18 protein-coding genes are annotated in these 16,428 nt (G+C 69.8%); 15 read left to right on the top strand and 3 right to left on the bottom strand.

Annotation, left to right across the window (positions count from 1 at the left end; translation table 11 throughout):
- Positions 1 to 405: 405 nt before the first annotated feature.
- The 10 genes from secY (at position 406) to truA (ending at position 7,863) form a co-directional block, all read left to right on the top strand.
- Entirely contained in the window at positions 406 to 1,725 is a 1,320-nt protein-coding gene (gene secY, locus ACIGW4_RS11705) for a preprotein translocase subunit SecY (protein WP_123454685.1), read from the top strand.
- Entirely contained in the window at positions 1,725 to 2,372 is a 648-nt protein-coding gene (locus tag ACIGW4_RS11700; RefSeq protein WP_398710166.1) for an adenylate kinase, read from the top strand. Before secY ends, ACIGW4_RS11700 begins: the two co-directional genes overlap by 1 nt.
- A 97-nt stretch (positions 2,373 to 2,469) precedes the next feature.
- A complete protein-coding gene (gene map / locus ACIGW4_RS11695; RefSeq protein ID WP_399579934.1) occupies positions 2,470 to 3,321 on the top strand; it encodes a type I methionyl aminopeptidase in 852 nt (283 codons plus the stop codon).
- Positions 3,322 to 3,661: 340 nt separating this feature from the next.
- Positions 3,662 to 3,883, top strand: a complete 222-nt coding sequence (infA, locus tag ACIGW4_RS11690) for a translation initiation factor IF-1 (protein ID WP_003956442.1) — start codon at positions 3,662 to 3,664, stop codon at positions 3,881 to 3,883.
- Between the two features lie 61 nt (positions 3,884 to 3,944).
- Positions 3,945 to 4,058: a 50S ribosomal protein L36 gene (rpmJ, locus tag ACIGW4_RS11685; protein WP_003956441.1), complete on the top strand. Its 114-nt coding sequence runs from the start codon at positions 3,945 to 3,947 to the stop codon at positions 4,056 to 4,058.
- A 191-nt stretch (positions 4,059 to 4,249) separates the two neighbouring features.
- The gene (rpsM, locus tag ACIGW4_RS11680) at positions 4,250 to 4,630 is read left to right on the top strand and encodes a 30S ribosomal protein S13 (protein WP_123454691.1); all 381 of its coding nucleotides are present in this window, start codon (positions 4,250 to 4,252) and stop codon (positions 4,628 to 4,630) included.
- A gap of 66 nt (positions 4,631 to 4,696) precedes the next feature.
- Positions 4,697 to 5,101: a 30S ribosomal protein S11 gene (gene rpsK, locus ACIGW4_RS11675; RefSeq protein WP_003956432.1), complete on the top strand. Its 405-nt coding sequence runs from the start codon at positions 4,697 to 4,699 to the stop codon at positions 5,099 to 5,101.
- 157 nt (positions 5,102 to 5,258) lie between these two features.
- On the top strand, positions 5,259 to 6,281 hold the full coding sequence (locus ACIGW4_RS11670) for a DNA-directed RNA polymerase subunit alpha (RefSeq protein ID WP_004946635.1): 1,023 nt from the start codon (positions 5,259 to 5,261) through the stop codon (positions 6,279 to 6,281).
- A 171-nt stretch (positions 6,282 to 6,452) separates the two neighbouring features.
- Entirely contained in the window at positions 6,453 to 6,923 is a 471-nt protein-coding gene (gene rplQ / locus ACIGW4_RS11665) for a 50S ribosomal protein L17 (RefSeq protein ID WP_123454693.1), read from the top strand.
- Positions 6,924 to 7,005: 82 nt separating this feature from the next.
- Positions 7,006 to 7,863, top strand: a complete 858-nt coding sequence (gene truA, locus ACIGW4_RS11660) for a tRNA pseudouridine(38-40) synthase TruA (protein ID WP_123454695.1) — start codon at positions 7,006 to 7,008, stop codon at positions 7,861 to 7,863.
- Here truA and ACIGW4_RS11655 read toward each other — a convergent pair.
- Positions 7,834 to 8,817: a hypothetical protein gene (locus tag ACIGW4_RS11655; RefSeq protein ID WP_398710173.1), complete on the bottom strand. Its 984-nt coding sequence runs from the start codon at positions 8,815 to 8,817 to the stop codon at positions 7,834 to 7,836. The two genes, truA and ACIGW4_RS11655, sit on opposite strands and share 30 nt — an antisense overlap.
- A gap of 56 nt (positions 8,818 to 8,873) precedes the next feature.
- Here ACIGW4_RS11655 and ACIGW4_RS11650 point away from each other — a divergent pair, with 56 nt between their 5' ends.
- The 4 genes from ACIGW4_RS11650 to glmM all read left to right on the top strand — a co-directional run bounded on the left by ACIGW4_RS11650 (position 8,874) and on the right by glmM (position 13,211).
- Entirely contained in the window at positions 8,874 to 10,496 is a 1,623-nt protein-coding gene (locus ACIGW4_RS11650) for an ABC-F family ATP-binding cassette domain-containing protein (protein WP_398710175.1), read from the top strand.
- Positions 10,497 to 10,734: 238 nt separating this feature from the next.
- Positions 10,735 to 11,178, top strand: coding sequence for a 50S ribosomal protein L13 (gene rplM / locus ACIGW4_RS11645; protein ID WP_041130788.1), 444 nt, complete (start codon positions 10,735 to 10,737; stop codon positions 11,176 to 11,178).
- A 44-nt stretch (positions 11,179 to 11,222) separates the two neighbouring features.
- A complete protein-coding gene (rpsI, locus tag ACIGW4_RS11640) occupies positions 11,223 to 11,735 on the top strand; it encodes a 30S ribosomal protein S9 (protein WP_015035601.1) in 513 nt (170 codons plus the stop codon).
- A gap of 117 nt (positions 11,736 to 11,852) precedes the next feature.
- On the top strand, positions 11,853 to 13,211 hold the full coding sequence (gene glmM / locus ACIGW4_RS11635; protein ID WP_123454701.1) for a phosphoglucosamine mutase: 1,359 nt from the start codon (positions 11,853 to 11,855) through the stop codon (positions 13,209 to 13,211).
- 125 nt (positions 13,212 to 13,336) lie between these two features.
- On the opposite strand, the gene ACIGW4_RS11630 is transcribed toward glmM, so the two are convergent.
- Complete coding sequence (locus ACIGW4_RS11630) at positions 13,337 to 14,287, bottom strand: DUF389 domain-containing protein (RefSeq protein ID WP_123454703.1); 951 nt, start codon at positions 14,285 to 14,287, stop codon at positions 13,337 to 13,339.
- An 18-nt stretch (positions 14,288 to 14,305) separates the two neighbouring features.
- Complete coding sequence (gene coaA, locus ACIGW4_RS11625) at positions 14,306 to 15,415, bottom strand: type I pantothenate kinase (RefSeq protein ID WP_399579925.1); 1,110 nt, start codon at positions 15,413 to 15,415, stop codon at positions 14,306 to 14,308.
- Between the two features lie 243 nt (positions 15,416 to 15,658).
- On the opposite strand from coaA, the gene ACIGW4_RS11620 reads away from it, so the two are divergent.
- On the top strand, positions 15,659 to 16,428 hold a 770-nt coding region (locus tag ACIGW4_RS11620; protein ID WP_399579922.1), incomplete at its 3' end, for a hypothetical protein.

Below are 16,428 nucleotides of genomic sequence, written 5' to 3'. Positions count from 1 at the left end.
ACGAGCCTCGGGGCAGGCCTGCCGGCCGCCCCCGGGGAGGGGCGCCCTCACAGGGTTCCCCCGGAAGTGGTAAAGGGGGGCGCAGGACCGTCCCGCCCGGTCGGTCCGGAACCGGCTCCACCGGTCCCACGAGGACGGGAGGCGCCGCCAGGACGGCTCCTGGTCGGAACGGGCGCCCGGCCGCGGTCGTACGCCCGGGAGCGGAGGACCGCCTCCCACCGGGGGCGCCTCCCAAAAGGTGCATCCTCGGTTGGTCGTTCCTAGGGGGGCATGGTCGCCGGTAAGGTGGCGTTCACTGTCTAAACTCCGTGCGGTATGCCCGCACGGGAGTGATGACCGATAACCAATCGTCGAACCTCAAGACCGTCACCCTTGACGCATAGCGCGGGGGTCGCAGGAGGCACCGTGCTCACCGCGTTCGCCCGGGCGTTCAAGACGCCCGACCTGCGCAAGAAGCTGCTCTTCACGCTCGGCATCATCGTGCTGTACCGCCTCGGGGCCCACATCCCGGTCCCCGGCGTCAGCTACGAGGCCGTCCAGCAGTGTGTCAAGCAGGCCAGCGAGGGCAACAACAGCCTGTTCGGCCTGGTCAACATGTTCAGTGGCGGGGCGCTGCTGCAGATCACCATCTTCGCGCTCGGCATCATGCCGTACATCACGGCGAGCATCATCCTGCAGCTGCTGACCGTCGTGATCCCGCGCCTCGAAGCCCTCAAGAAGGAGGGTCAGGCCGGCACTGCCAAGATCACGCAGTACACCCGGTACCTGACCGTGGCCCTCGCCATCCTCCAGGGCACCGGTCTCGTCGCGACCGCCAAGAGCGGTGCGCTCTTCAGCGGCTGCATCGTCGCCGACCAGGTCGTGCCCGACCAGTCGATCTTCACCATCGCCACCATGGTCATCACCATGACCGCGGGCACCGGCGTCGTCATGTGGCTCGGTGAGCTGATCACGGACCGCGGCATCGGCAACGGCATGTCGATCCTGATGTTCATCTCGATCGCGGCCGGCTTCCCGGGCGCCCTGTGGGCCATCAAGAAGAGCGGCAAGCTCGCCCAGGGCTGGATCGAGTTCGGCGTCGTCATCCTCATCGGCTTCGTGATGGTGGCCCTCGTGGTCTTCGTCGAGCAGGCCCAGCGACGCATCCCGGTCCAGTACGCGAAGCGCATGATCGGCCGCAGGTCGTACGGCGGTACGTCCACTTACATCCCTTTGAAGGTGAACCAGGCCGGTGTGATTCCTGTCATCTTCGCGTCGTCGCTGCTCTACATCCCGGCCTTGATCGCCCAGTTCTCGAACAGCACTGCGGGCTGGAAGACCTGGATCGAAGCCCACTTCGTCAAGGGTGACCACCCGTATTACATCGCCGCGTACTTCCTCCTGATCGTGTTCTTCGCCTTCTTCTACGTGGCGATCTCGTTCAACCCCGAGGAAGTTGCGGACAACATGAAGAAGTATGGTGGCTTCATCCCGGGTATCCGGGCTGGTCGACCTACTGCCGAGTACCTGAGCTACGTGCTCAACCGGATCACTTGGCCGGGCTCGCTGTACTTGGGTCTGATCGCTCTTGTGCCGACGATGGCGTTGGCAGGCTTCGGTGGGGCCAATTCCAACTTCCCCTTCGGCGGGACGAGCATCCTCATCATCGTGGGTGTGGGGCTGGAGACCGTGAAGCAGATCGAGAGCCAGCTCCAGCAGCGCAATTACGAAGGGTTCCTCCGCTGATGCGAATCGTCCTCGTCGGACCGCCCGGTGCGGGCAAGGGCACGCAGGCCGCGTACCTCGCCAAGAACCTGGGCATCCCGCACATCTCTACGGGCGACCTGTTCCGTGCCAACATCTCGCAGGGCACGCCGCTGGGCGTAGAGGCGCAGTCGTACATGAAGGCCGGCCAGCTCGTGCCGGACTCCGTGACGATCGGGATGGCCGAGGACCGCATGCGCCAGGCGGACGCCGAGGGCGGCTTCCTGCTCGACGGGTTCCCGCGGAACGTGGCCCAGGCCCAGGCTCTGGACGCGTTCCTCAAGGCCGACGGCATCGAGCTGGACGCGGTCCTGGACCTCGAGGTCCCCGAGGACGAGGTCGTGAAGCGGATCGCGGGTCGCCGCATCTGCCGCAAGGACTCCTCGCACGTGTTCCACGTGACGTACAACGCTCCGAAGACCGAGGGCGTCTGCGACGTCTGCGGCGGCGAGCTGTACCAGCGCGACGACGACACGGAGGAGACCGTCCGCAAGCGCCTGGCGGTCTACCACACGGAGACCGAGCCGATCATCGACTACTACCGGGAGCAGAACCTGGTCGAGACGATCCTGGCGCTCGGCAAGGTGGACGAGGTCACCGCCAAGGCGATGGCCGCGCTCAAGAAGTAACCCCTGGTTCGTTCGATACGGCCGCGGTGCCCCTCGGGGGCGTCGCGGCCGTATCGTTGTTCTGTTCCCCGTACTCGATGGAAAGGCCGCGGCCACGATGGTGCAGATCAAGACCCCCGAGCAGATCGCGAAGATGCGCGAGGCGGGGCTTGTCGTCGCCGCCATCCACGCGGCGACCCGCGAGGCGGCCGTGCCGGGCGCCACGACGAGGGACCTGGACGAGGTCGCGCGGAAGGTCATCGCCGACCACGGGGCGAAGTCGAACTTCCTCGGGTACGGCGGGTTCCCCGCGACGATCTGCACCTCGGTGAACGAGGTCGTCGTCCACGGCATCCCCGACGAGAAGACCGTCCTCAAGGACGGCGACATCATCTCGATCGACTGCGGCGCGATCGTGGACGGCTGGCACGGCGACGCGGCGTACACCGCCTTCGTCGGCACCGGTCACGCCCCGGAGCTGATCGAGCTCTCCCGGGTGACCGAGGAGTCGATGTGGGCCGGCATCGCGGCCATGAAGCTCGGCAACCGCCTGGTGGACATCTCGAAGGCGATCGAGACGTACATCAAGCGCCAGCCGCGCCCCGCGGTGGGCGACCACAGCCTCGGCCGCTACGGCATCATCGAGGACTACGGCGGCCACGGCATCGGTACGGAGATGCACATGGACCCGCACCTGCTGAACTACGTCTCCCGCAAGCGCGGCAAGGGCCCGAAGCTGGTTCCCGGCCTCTGCCTGGCGATCGAGCCGATGGTCTCCCTGGGCACCCCGCGCACGGAGGTCCTGGAGGACGACTGGACGGTCGTCACGACCGACGGCACCTGGTCCTCCCACTGGGAGCACTCCATCGCCCTGACGGAGGAGGGCCCGCTGGTCCTCACGGCGGTGGACGGCGGCAAGGCGAAGCTGGCGGAGCTGGGCGTCACGGCCGCGCCGGACCCGCTGGCGTAAGGCCGGGCCGGTCCGGGGCACGCTCGCCGGTCGGAGGCCGGCGCAGCCGCGCGAAGCTTGTGAGGCGCCCCGGGCGCCGAGCCCGCGAGCGGGGCGTCGGGGATCGGGACGGCGGCAAGGCGAAGCCGGCGGAGCTGGGCGTCACGGCCGCGCCGGACCCGCTGGCGTAGGGGCAGAGCCCCGGGACTGCGGCGGGCGTAGGGATCTTCTAGCGTGGGCAGACTTCCCGATTCGTCTTTTCCTGGGGCCTGACGTAGACTGATGCGTCGGCTCTCGTGTACCCGTGTGCCTGCACGCGGCGAAGAGAGTCGATCAAGGTAGCCGATTCGAAAGGCGAAGCGTGGCCAAGAAGCAAGGTGCCATCGAAATCGAGGGCACCGTGATCGAGTCCCTCCCGAACGCCATGTTCAAGGTGGAGCTCCAGAACGGTCACAAGGTCCTCGCGCACATCTCCGGCAAGATGCGGATGCACTACATCCGAATCCTCCCGGACGACCGGGTCGTCGTGGAGCTCTCTCCGTACGACCTGACGCGTGGCCGGATCGTCTACCGGTACAAGTAGATCTTGCCCGTACCCGCCTTCCGTGCGGGTGGTGGCACTGACCCGGAGAACCTCACATCCCATGAAGGTCAAGCCGAGCGTCAAGAAGATCTGCGACAAGTGCAAGGTGATCCGCCGTCACGGCCGGGTCATGGTCATCTGCGACAACCTGCGCCACAAGCAGCGCCAGGGCTGACGCACGCCGACCGACCTGCAACTTCGCAGTTCTTCGCGCGACGCATAGCAACACGTACATACGCAGAGCCCGTCGGGCCGTGTCCGCACGGTTGACGGCACCTCCGGCGGGGGCCGGGGACCCGACCTGTACCTCATACGGCAGCCGGGAACGGTTCTGCAGCAGACCCCCGAGAACACAGGAGCCATTGAATGGCACGCGTTTCCGGTGTTGACATCCCGCGCGACAAGCGTGTGGTGGTCGCACTCACCTACGTCTTCGGTATCGGGCGCACCCGGTCCGAGGAGATCCTCGCCGCCACCGGCGTGAACGAGTCCACCCGTGTCCGCGACCTTGCCGAGGAAGACCTCGTCAAGATCCGCGAGTACGTGGACGCCAACCTCCGTACCGAGGGTGACCTCCGCCGTGAGATCGCCGCCGACATCCGCCGCAAGGTCGAGATCGGCTGCTACCAGGGCCTCCGCCACCGTCGTGGCCTGCCCGTCCGCGGTCAGCGCACCAGCACGAACGCCCGTACCCGCAAGGGCCCGCGTCGCGCCATCGCCGGCAAGAAGAAGCCGGGCAAGAAGTAGTCCTCAGCGGACGCTTGACCAAGCGGTCTTCGCTGTAGGACCGACCACCTCCCGTAGGAGTAAGAGATGCCCCCCAAGGGTCGTCAGGGCGCTGCCAAGAAGGTGCGCCGCAAGGAAAAGAAGAACGTCGCTCACGGCCACGCGCACATCAAGAGCACGTTCAACAACACGATCGTCTCGATCACGGACCCGTCCGGCAACGTGATCTCCTGGGCCTCCGCCGGCCACGTCGGCTTCAAGGGCTCGCGCAAGTCCACCCCCTTCGCCGCGCAGATGGCCGCCGAGTCGGCCGCCCGCCGCGCGCAGGAGCACGGCATGCGCAAGGTCGACGTCTTCGTCAAGGGTCCCGGCTCCGGCCGTGAGACCGCGATCCGCTCCCTCCAGGCCACGGGCCTCGAGGTCGGCTCGATCCAGGACGTCACCCCCACGCCGCACAACGGCTGCCGTCCCCCCAAGCGCCGTCGCGTCTGACGCACGGGCTGCTTGAGCAGGACCTTTCGGGCGGTGCGTCCCCTTGTGGGGCGTACCGCCCGTACCCTTGCAGTACGCGCAGCAAAACCACCGGGCCACTGCCCGGTGGCTGTCGGGCGTCAAATAGTGGGCGTCCACGACTGAAGGAAACACAGACATGCTTATCGCTCAGCGTCCGTCGCTGACCGAAGAGGTCGTCGACGAGTTCCGCTCCCGGTTCGTCATCGAGCCGCTGGAGCCGGGCTTCGGCTACACCCTCGGCAACTCCCTCCGCCGGACCCTCCTCTCCTCGATCCCGGGTGCCGCTGTCACCAGCATCCGCATCGACGGTGTCCTGCACGAGTTCACCACCGTGCCGGGCGTCAAGGAGGACGTCACCGACCTCATCCTGAACATCAAGCAGCTGGTCGTCTCCTCGGAGCACGACGAGCCGGTCGTGATGTACCTGCGCAAGCAGGGCCCGGGTCTGGTCACCGCCGCCGACATCGCGCCCCCGGCCGGTGTCGAGGTGCACAACCCCGACCTCGTTCTGGCGACCCTGAACGCCAAGGGCAAGCTGGAGATGGAGCTGACCGTCGAGCGCGGTCGCGGCTACGTCTCCGCCGTCCAGAACAAGCAGGTCGGCCAGGAGATCGGCCGCATCCCGGTCGACTCGATCTACTCGCCGGTCCTCAAGGTCACCTACAAGGTCGAGGCGACCCGAGTCGAGCAGCGCACCGACTTCGACAAGCTCATCGTCGACGTCGAGACCAAGCAGGCCATGCGCCCGCGTGACGCCATGGCGTCCGCCGGCAAGACCCTGGTCGAGCTGTTCGGTCTCGCCCGCGAGCTCAACATCGACGCCGAGGGCATCGACATGGGCCCGTCCCCCACGGACGCCGCCCTCGCCGCCGACCTCGCGCTGCCGATCGAGGAGCTCGAGCTCACCGTTCGTTCGTACAACTGCCTCAAGCGTGAGGGCATCCACTCCGTGGGTGAGCTCGTCGCCCGCTCCGAGGCCGACCTGCTCGACATCCGCAACTTCGGTGCGAAGTCGATCGACGAGGTCAAGGCGAAGCTGGCCGGTATGGGCCTCGCGCTGAAGGACTCGCCGCCCGGATTCGACCCGACCGCCGCCGCCGACGCCTTCGGCGCCGACGACGACGCGGACGCCGGTTTCGTCGAGACCGAGCAGTACTAGTCGCAGTCTCGCTGCGGACCGGTTCCGGCTGGTCCCGCCCACGCGGCGGTAGCAGCAGATTGACACCTCCCCGCGCCCCTCTGGGGCGCGGGGTCTCCGACGGGTGACCGCCCGCTCGGACACTGACACCGGTACCTCATACGGCCGGTGCAGATCACAAGGAGAAACACCATGCCGCGTCCCGCGAAGGGTGCCCGCCTCGGCGGTTCCGCCGCGCACGAGAAGCTGCTCCTCGCCAACCTGGCGAAGTCGCTCTTCGAGCACGGCCGCATCACCACGACCGAGGCCAAGGCCCGTCGCCTGCGTCCGGTCGCCGAGCGCCTGATCACCAAGGCGAAGAAGGGCGACATCCACAACCGTCGCCTGGTGCTGCAGTCGATCACGGACAAGGGCGTCGTCCACACGCTCTTCACCGAGATCGCCCCGCGCTACTCGGAGCGCCCGGGTGGCTACACCCGCATCACCAAGATCGGCAACCGTCGTGGCGACAACGCCCCGATGGCCGTGATCGAGCTGGTCGAGGGCGAGATCGCCAAGAAGGCGACCGTCGCCGAGGCCGAGGCCGCCACCAAGCGTGCCGTCAAGGAGGCCGACGAGGCCGCCGCCGTCGAGGCGACCGAGGACGAGGCGAAGGACGCGTAAGCGTTTTTCGTACGTTTCTCGTGAGCGGGCCCGTACCCCCTGGGGTGCGGGCCCGCTCCCGTGTGTTTGAGAGGATCTCCGCGTGAGCGATGACGTGCAGGACGGTTTCGTACGGGTTCGGCTGGACCTCTCGTACGACGGCAAGGACTTCTCCGGGTGGGCCAAGCAGGCCCAGGGGCAGCGGACCGTGCAGGGAGAGATCGAGGACGCCCTGCGGACCGTGACCCGGTCCAGGGAGACGTACGAGCTGACCGTCGCCGGCCGGACCGACGCCGGCGTGCACGCGCGCGGCCAGGTCGCCCACGTCGACCTCCCCGTGGAGGTGTGGGAGGAGCACCGCGACAAGCTGCTCAGGCGGCTCGCCGGGCGGCTCTCCCACGACGTGCGGGTGTGGAGCGTGGCGGAGGCCCCCGCGGGCTTCAACGCCCGGTTCTCCGCCGTCTGGCGCCGCTACGCCTACCGCGTCACCGACGACCCCGGCGGCGTCGACCCGCTGCTCCGCGGGCACGTGCTGTGGCACGACTGGGCCCTCGACATGGACGCCATGAACGAGGCCGCCACCGCGCTCGTCGGCGAGCACGACTTCGCCGCGTACTGCAAGAAGCGCGAGGGCGCCACCACCATCCGCACGCTCCAGGTGCTGCGCTGGGAGCGGCGCGAGGACGGGATCCTGGAGGCGACCGTCAAGGCGGACGCCTTCTGCCACAACATGGTCCGCTCGCTCGTCGGCGCCCTGCTCTTCGTCGGCGACGGCCACCGGCCGGTCGACTGGCCCGGCAAGGTGCTCGCCGCCGGCGTCCGCGACTCGGCCGTGCACGTCGTGCGGCCGCACGGCCTCACCCTCGAAGAGGTCGGCTACCCGGAGGACGCCCTGCTCGCCGCCCGCAGCCGGGAGGCGCGCAACAAGCGGTCACTCCCCGGGAGCGCCGGCTGCTGCTGAGGCCTGGGCGCGGCCCCGGGCGTAGATCTGGTTGAAGGCGAAGGTGCCGAGGTCGTCGCTGGCCTGGAAGACGGGCTTGTCGGCCTTGGTGACCTTCCTGCCGTCGGCGAAGCCGGCCTGGGTGAAGTACGCGTACCGGCCGATCGCGTTCGAGCGGCGCAGGCAGACCGTGGCGTGGCAGAAATCACCCACGCCCGCCCCCGTCAGGGGCGCGACGCCGCCGGTGGCCTGGTCCTTCGCCTTCTGGGCGGCCGCCTCGGACGGGAAGACGGCGACGCCGACGGTGATCGCCACGCCGTCCTTCACATAGGTCGCGCGCAGCACCCGCTGACAGCCGTTCCGCGTCAGGACGCCGCCGAGGCCGCCCTGCGTGACGGCCGCGCAGTTCGTCGTGGCGGAGGTCGCGCCCTTCTGGTACGCGCGGCCGTTCATGGACATCTTCTTGCCCGGGAAGAGGCCCTCGGCGCTGAGCGGGGCCTTGTCCTTCTTCGGGTCCGAGATGTAGTCCTTCGGGTTCGGCGGGGGCGGCGGCGCCACCGAGGAGAAGGTCGGTTCGGGGGTCGGCGCGTCGGTGGGGGAGACCGTGCCGGTGGGGACCGGACCGTTCTTGGCCTCGTCGTTCTTCTTGTTGGTGCTCACGACGGCGGTCGCCACGATCGCGCCCACGGCCACCGTGGCCAGGACCCCGCCGGCGATCAGCAGGAGGCGCTTGCGGCGGCCCCGCGAGGCCGAGGCGTCGGCCAGGGCGCTCCAGTCGGGGGTGTCGGTGCTGCCCTGCGCGCCCGGGAAGGGGTTCGGCTGCGCCGGCTGCTGGGGGTGCGGGTACCCGTAGCCCGACTGCTGCCCCTGCCCCTGTCCCTGCTGCGGCGGGTACCCGTATCCGGGCTGCTGTCCGTACCCCTGCTGCCCCTGCTGCTGCGGCTCCTGCGGCCACTGCGGTCCCCCAAAGCTCATGCCGCGCATCCTAAACCGGTTGGGCGGGGCCCCGGCGGGCGGTGACAATGCATCCCATGGGACACGTCGAGGCCGCGCATCTGGAGTACTACCTTCCCGACGGGAGGGTCCTGCTCGGGGACGCCTCCTTCCGGGTCGGGGAGGGTGCCGTCGTCGCCCTCGTCGGGGCCAACGGCGCCGGCAAGACCACACTGCTCCGGATGATCGCCGGGGACCTCCAGCCGCACGGCGGCACGGTCAGGGTCAGCGGCGGCCTCGGCGTGATGCCGCAGTTCGTCGGCTCCGTACGGGACGGGTCCACCGTCCGCGACCTGCTCGTCTCGGTCGCCCACCCCCGGATCCGGGAGGCCGCGAAGGCGGTCGACGAGGCCGAGCACCTGATCATGACGGTCGACGACGAGGCCGCGCAGATGAAGTACGCGCAGGCCCTCAGCGACTGGGCCGAGGTGCAGGGGTACGAGGCCGAGACCCTCTGGGACATCTGCACCATGGCCGCGCTCGGCGTCCCGTACGAGAAGGCGCAGTTCCGGGAGGTCAGGACGCTCTCCGGCGGCGAGCAGAAGCGGCTCGTCCTGGAGTCGCTGCTGCGCGGCCCCGACGAGGTGCTGCTCCTCGACGAGCCGGACAACTACCTCGACGTGCCGGGCAAGCGGTGGCTGGAGGAGCGGCTGCGGGAGACCCGCAAGACCGTCCTCTTCATCTCCCACGACCGGGAGCTGCTCTCCCGGGCCGCCCAGAAGATCATCGCGGTCGAGCCGGGCCCGGCCGGATCGGACGTCTGGGTGCACGGCGGCGGCTTCGACACCTTCCACGAGGCCCGGCGGGAGCGGTTCGCCCGCTTCGAGGAGCTGAAGCGGCGCTGGGACGAGAAGCACGCGCAGCTGAAGAAGCTGGTGATCACCCTGCGGCAGGCGGCCGCGGTCAGCCACGAGATGGCCTCCCGGTACGCCGCCGCGCAGACCCGGCTGAAGAAGTTCGAGGAGGCGGGGCCGCCGCCGGAGCCGCCGCGCGAGCAGGACATCCGGATGCGGCTGCGCGGCGGACGGACCGGGGTGCGGGCCGTGACCTGCGAGAACCTTGAGCTGACCGGTCTGATGAAGCCCTTCTCGCTGGAGATCTTCTACGGCGAGCGGGTCGCGGTCCTCGGCTCGAACGGCTCCGGGAAGTCGCACTTCCTGCGGCTGCTCGCGGGGGACCCGTCGGTCGCCCACACGGGTGCGTGGAAGCTCGGCGCCCGGGTCGTGCCGGGGCACTTCGCGCAGACCCACGCGCACCCGGAGCTGGCCGGGCGGCCCCTCGTCGACATCCTGTGGACCGAGCACGCCAAGGACCGGGGCGCGGCGATGTCGATGCTGCGGCGGTACGAGCTGGAGCGGCAGGGGGACCAGTCGTTCGACAAGCTGTCGGGCGGGCAGCAGGCGCGGTTCCAGATCCTGCTGCTCGAACTGGCGGGGACGACGGCGCTGCTCCTCGACGAGCCGACGGACAACCTGGACCTGGAGTCCGCCGAGGCGCTCCAGGACGGGCTGGAGTCGTACGAGGGGACGGTGCTGGCGGTCACGCACGACCGCTGGTTCGCGAAGAGCTTCGACCGGTTCCTGGTCTTCGGGTCCGACGGGGTCGTGCGGGAGACGAGCGAGCCCGTGTGGGACGAGCGGCGGGTCGAGCGGGCCCGGTGACCGCGGGCGGGGGCGGCGGGGCCGGCGCGTTTTGACCCGCCCCGGGGGGCGCGGGTACTGTTGCGGTTTGTTATGCGTATCGGCTTCGTCGTTCTCACGCGAAGGGCCCTTACGCAAGTTCCCTGGAGCAGTTACCAGTGGCTCGCATACGGGCGGTGTCCCGGCAGTGCAGGCCCCAGCTGCATGATCGCTTCAGGTGTGTCTGGACTCCATCCACTGAAGAAGCGAAGGCTACGAAGTGCGTACGTACAGCCCTAAGCCCGGCGATGTCACTCGCCAGTGGCACATCATCGACGCGCAGGACATCGTCCTGGGCCGCCTGGCGACGACGGCTGCGAACCTCCTGCGAGGCAAGCACAAGCCCGTCTACGCCCCCCACATGGACATGGGCGACTTCGTCATCATCATCAACGCCGACAAGGTCCACCTGTCCGGCAACAAGAAGACCCAGAAGATGGCCTACCGCCACTCTGGCTTCCCGGGTGGTCTGCGCTCCGTCCGTTACGACGAGCTGCTCGACAAGAACCCCGAGAAGGCCGTCGAGAAGGCCATCAAGGGCATGATCCCCAAGAACTCCCTGGGCCGTCAGATGCTCTCGAAGCTGAAGGTCTACGCGGGCGAGAACCACCCGCACGCTGCCCAGCAGCCGGTCCCGTTCGAGATCACCCAGGTCGCGCAGTAATTCCGGCCACACCCCCTAAGAACGAAAGAAATCTGAGGAGCATCGTGGCCGAGACCACCCCCGAGACCCCCGTCGACGAGTTCGAGGGCGTCGAGGAGTACACCACCGAGACCGAGCTCGTCGAGGGTGAGTACACCTCCGAGTCCCTCGCGTCCCGCTTCGGCGACCCGCAGCCGGCCGCCGGCCTGGGCCGTCGCAAGAACGCCATCGCCCGCGTCCGGATCGTTCCGGGCACCGGCAAGTGGAAGATCAACGGTCGCACCCTTGAGGACTACTTCCCCAACAAGGTGCACCAGCAGGAAGTCAACGAGCCCTTCAAGGTGCTCGAGCTCGACAACCGCTACGACGTCATCGCCCGCATCGCGGGTGGCGGTGTCTCCGGCCAGGCCGGCGCCCTGCGCCTCGGCGTGGCCCGTGCGCTGAACGAGGCGGACGTCGAGAACAACCGCCCGGCGCTGAAGAAGGCCGGCTTCCTCTCCCGTGACGACCGTGCGGTCGAGCGGAAGAAGGCCGGTCTCAAGAAGGCCCGTAAGGCTCCGCAGTACAGCAAGCGCTAATCACGCCTGCTCGGTCTGCTTTCGTACGCCCCGGCGGCACTGCCCGTGCCGTCGGGGCGTACGTTTTTTCATAACCTCTTTCTCTTTCGCTTGGGCACGTATTTTCGGAGGACAGCTGTGGGACGACTCTTCGGCACGGACGGCGTACGCGGCGTCGCCAACGCGGATCTGACGGCGGAGCTGGCGCTCGGTCTGTCGGTCGCGGCCGCGCACGTGCTCGCCGAGGCGGGCACCTTCGAGGGCCACCGGCCCACCGCCGTGGTCGGAAGGGACCCGCGCGCCTCCGGAGAGTTCCTCGAAGCGGCCGTCGTCGCGGGCCTCGCCAGCGCCGGCGTCGACGTGCTGCGCGTCGGCGTGCTGCCCACCCCGGCCGTGGCCCACCTCACCGGCGTCCTCGGTGCCGACCTCGGCGTGATGCTCTCCGCCAGCCACAACGCCATGCCCGACAACGGCATCAAGTTCTTCGCCCGCGGCGGCCACAAGCTCGCCGACGAGCTGGAGGACAAGATCGAGGCCGTGTACGAGGAGCACCGCACCGGCGCCCCGTGGGAGCGCCCGACCGGTGCCGGCGTCGGCCGCGTCCGCGACTTCGGCGAGGGCTTCGAGACGTACGTCTCCCACCTCATGGCCGTCCTCCCCAACCGTCTCGACGGCCTCAAGATCGTCCTTGACGAGGCCCACGGCGCCGCCTCCCGCGTCTCGCCCGAGGCCTTCTCCCGTGCCGGCGCCGAGGTCGTCACCATCGGCGCCCAGCCGGACGGCCTCAACATCAACGACGGCTGCGGCTCCACCCATCTGGAGCTGCTCAAGGCCGCCGTCGTCGAGCACGGCGCCGACCTGGGCATCGCCCACGACGGCGACGCCGACCGGTGCCTCGCCGTGGACGCCGCGGGCAACGAGGTCGACGGCGACCAGATCCTCGCCGTGCTCGCCCTCGCCATGCGCGAGGCCGGCACCCTGCGCGGCGACACCGTCGTCGCCACCGTCATGTCCAACCTGGGCTTCAAGCTCGCCATGGAGCGCGAGGGTCTGAACCTCGTCCAGACCGCGGTCGGCGACCGCTACGTCCTGGAGTCCATGAAGGACAACGGCTACGCCCTCGGCGGCGAGCAGTCGGGACACGTCATCGTGCTCGACCACGCCACCACCGGTGACGGCACCCTCACCGGCCTGATGCTGGCCGCCCGCGTCGCCGCCACCGGCAAGTCGCTCGCGGACCTCGCCGGCGTCATGGAGCGGCTCCCGCAGATCCTCATCAACGTCAAGGACGTCGACAAGTCCCGCGTGACCACCTCCGGCGAGCTCGCCGCCGCCGTCGTCGACGCCGAGCGCGAGCTCGGCTCCACCGGCCGCGTCCTGCTGCGCTCCTCCGGCACCGAGCCGCTGGTCCGCGTCATGGTCGAGGCCGCCGACATCGAGCAGGCCCGCGCGGTCGCGCAGCGCCTCGCGGACGTCGTGAAGTCCGCGCTGGGCTAGCCTTTCTGAGGCACCGTCATGCACACGGGGAGGCCCCGTCGCACCGGACTCCGGTACGGCGGGGCCTCTTCGCGTCGGAGTGCGGTGCGGCGGGGCCTCTTCGCGTCGGGCCGCGTCGTACCGGGTCAGCCCCTGCGCAGGCGGCGCTTCAGACGGCCGCGCTGGGTCCGCCACAGCCTCTTCTGGAGGGCCAGGGTCGCCGTCCCCGCCAGCATGATCCCCAGCAGGTTGAGCAGCAGCTGCTGGATCGACCCCCACATCTGCCCGACCTCGCCGTAGCTGAGCGCCACCGCCGCGTTCGCCGCCGCCGGGACCGTCGTCACCGAGATCGCCACCCCCACCATGGCGCCCGACTTGGACGAGGTCAGCGAGAGGGTGCCGGCGGCGCCCGCGAGGACCGCCACCACGAAGGAGAACGGGTCGGGCTGCCAGATGAAGCTGGTCTGCGGCCGCTCCGCGTCGAGCATGGACTGGCTGAACAGGTCCATCCAGTCCATGAGCAGGCTGAACAGGGTCGTCGCCAGGATCGCCGACGCGAAGCCGACGAGGAGCGCGATCAGCGAGCGGGCCGCCAGCCTCGGCGCCCGCTGCACGATCGCCGTGCACACCCCGGCGAGCGGACCGAACTCCGGGCCGACCGCCATGGCGCCCACGATCAGGATCGCGTTGTCCAGGACGACGCCGCAGGCCGCGATCATCGTCGCCAGGCCCATGAAGGAGAAGTACGTGAAGGAGAGCGTCGAGTCCTCGTGGGTCGCCTCCGCCAGCTGCTCCCAGATGACGGCGTCCGCGCCCTCGCCCGGGGCCTCCTCCTCGGCCGTGTCCGCGCGCGTGGACATCGACAGGTCGATGTTCTCCACCGCGATCGACCCGTCCTGGTCGATCCCCAGCTGCCGCAGTCCGTGCAGCAGCTCGTCCCCCGCCTCGCGGGCCACGTCGCACAGCACCAGGTCGCCCGAGGGGTCCCGGGCGGCTCCGGGCAGCACCACCAGATGGGCGGTGCCGACCGTCGACTCGATCAGCCGGACCGCGGCGGAGGTGCGGTCGGGCGGGACGATCATCCTCAGATGCAGCATGGGGAGAGCGTACGGAGGTCAGAGCTTCCGGAGGCTCAGGCGCTGCACCTTGTGGTCGGATCCCTTGCGGACGACGAGGGTCGCCCGGCCGCGGGTCGGGGCCACGTTCTCCAGGAGGTTGACCTTGTTGATGGTCCGCCACATCGTGCGGGCGTAGTCGAACGCCTCCTCCTCGGAGACCTGCGTCCAGCGCCGGAAGTACGAGGACGGGTCCTGGAACGCGGTGTCGCGCAGCTTGCGGAAGCGGTTCAGGTACCAGCGCTCGATGTCCTCGGGGCGCGCGTCCACGTACACCGAGAAGTCGAAGTAGTCGGCGAGACCGACCCTGGTCCGGCCGTCCTTGCCGGGGAGGGCCGGCTGGAGGACGTTCAGCCCCTCCACGATGAGGATGTCCGGGCGGCGCACCACGAGCCGCTCGCCGGGCACGCGGTCGTAGATCAGGTGCGAGTAGACCGGGGCCGTGACCTCCTCCTTGCCCGCCTTGACGTCCGCGACGAACCGGGTCAGGGCCCGGCGGTCGTACGACTCGGGGAAGCCCTTGCGGGACATCAGGCCGCGGGCCTTCAGCTCCTCCATCGGGTAGAGGAAGGCGTCCGTGGTGACCAGCTCCACCCGCGGGTGCTCCGGCCAGCGGGCCAGCAGCGCCTGCAGCAGCCGGGAGACCGTGGACTTGCCGACCGCCACCGAACCGGCGACCCCTATGACGAAGGGGGTGCCGCGCTGCTCGGCGCTCTCGCCGAGGAAGGTGTTCAGCGCGCCGCGCAGGCCGCTGGTGGCCTGCACGTACAGGTTGAGCAGCCGGGACAGCGGGAGGTAGATGTCCCGCACCTCGTCGAGGTCGATGACGTCCCCGAGGCCGCGGAGCCGCTCGACCTCGTCGGCGGTCAGCGGGAGCGGCGTCTTGTCGCGCAGGGCGCTCCACTCGGCCCGGGTGAGGTCGACGTACGGGGTCGCCTCGGAGGGCCGGCGGTGCCCGGCCCCGTTCCGGGGGACCGTCCCGGGTCCGGCGCCCGCTTCGGGTCCGGTGCCCGCTTCGGGTCCGGCGCCCGTTCCGGGTCCGGCGCCGTTGCCGGGGTCTCCGTCGGCGGGGCCGTCCCCGTTGGCGCTTCGTGGCGGCGAAGTGATCACCCCGCCATTGTCGGGGGTCGGCGGGCTCCGTGGGCCGTGGGGTCGGTCACGCGACAAAAGCCGTTGTGCCGTCCCCGGGCGGCGGCGATCATGCTGGAGCCGCGTGTGCCCCGCACCTCACACGGAGGCGGCCGCCGCCGGGCGGCCCGGAGAGAGCCGCCGTACAGCCGCGCAGAGCGCCGCCGCACGGCCCCGCAGAGAGCCGTCGCCGCGGCCCGCAGAGAAAGCAGAGAGCCACCACCGATGCGTACGTCCCTGAGAAGTGCCGCCGTCACCACCACCGCCGTCTCCCTCGCGCTGCTCGTCACCGCCTGCGGGAGCGGGGGCGACACCGGGTCCGGCAAGGACACCGCGCCGAGCGCTTCCGCCACGGGCGCCACGAGCACCGCGCCCTCCGCGCCCGCCGCGAAGGCGCTGTCCGCCGCCGAGCTGGAGAAGCTGATCGTCGAGCAGGCCGACCTGCCGGGCCACCAGGTCCAGAAGGCCAAGCCCGCGGACGTCGTGAAGGCCGACTCCGTCTCCGCCGACAAGGCCTCCTGCACGCCCCTCGCCCACGTGATGTCGGCCGTCGCCCCCGGCGACCCGGGCGCGTCCACGCAGCGCAAGGCCATCGAGCTGCCCAAGAGCGGAGGGGCCCCGGCCTCCCCGAAGGACGCCCTCGGAGCCCTCGCCGCGCCGATCACGAGCGTGACCCTCGGCTCGTACGACGGGCAGGGCGCCCAGGCGGCCTTCGCCTCGCTGAAGACCGCCGGCACCGACTGCGCGGGCGGCTTCACGCTCCTCGGCGGCGGCGAGAAGACGAAGATCGTCAAGGTGGCTCCGGAGACGGTGTCCGCCGGCGAGGAGTCGCTCGCCTGGACGGTGACCGCCGGCGTGGACGGCGAACCCTTCGTCACCAAGCTGGTCGTCTTCCGCAAGGGCAACCTGCTCGCCTCCTTCTCCACCCTCAGCCTCGGCGGCACGGTCAAGGAGCTGCCGAAGGCCGTGATCGACGCGCAGGCCGCCAAGCTCGG

It is taken from the genome of Streptomyces sp. NPDC053513 (assembly GCF_044544765.1).
Classification (GTDB): domain Bacteria; phylum Actinomycetota; class Actinomycetes; order Streptomycetales; family Streptomycetaceae; genus Streptomyces; species Streptomyces litmocidini.
The sequence above is the reverse complement of the archived record's forward strand: the minus strand, read 5'-3'. Positions and strand labels throughout refer to the sequence as shown.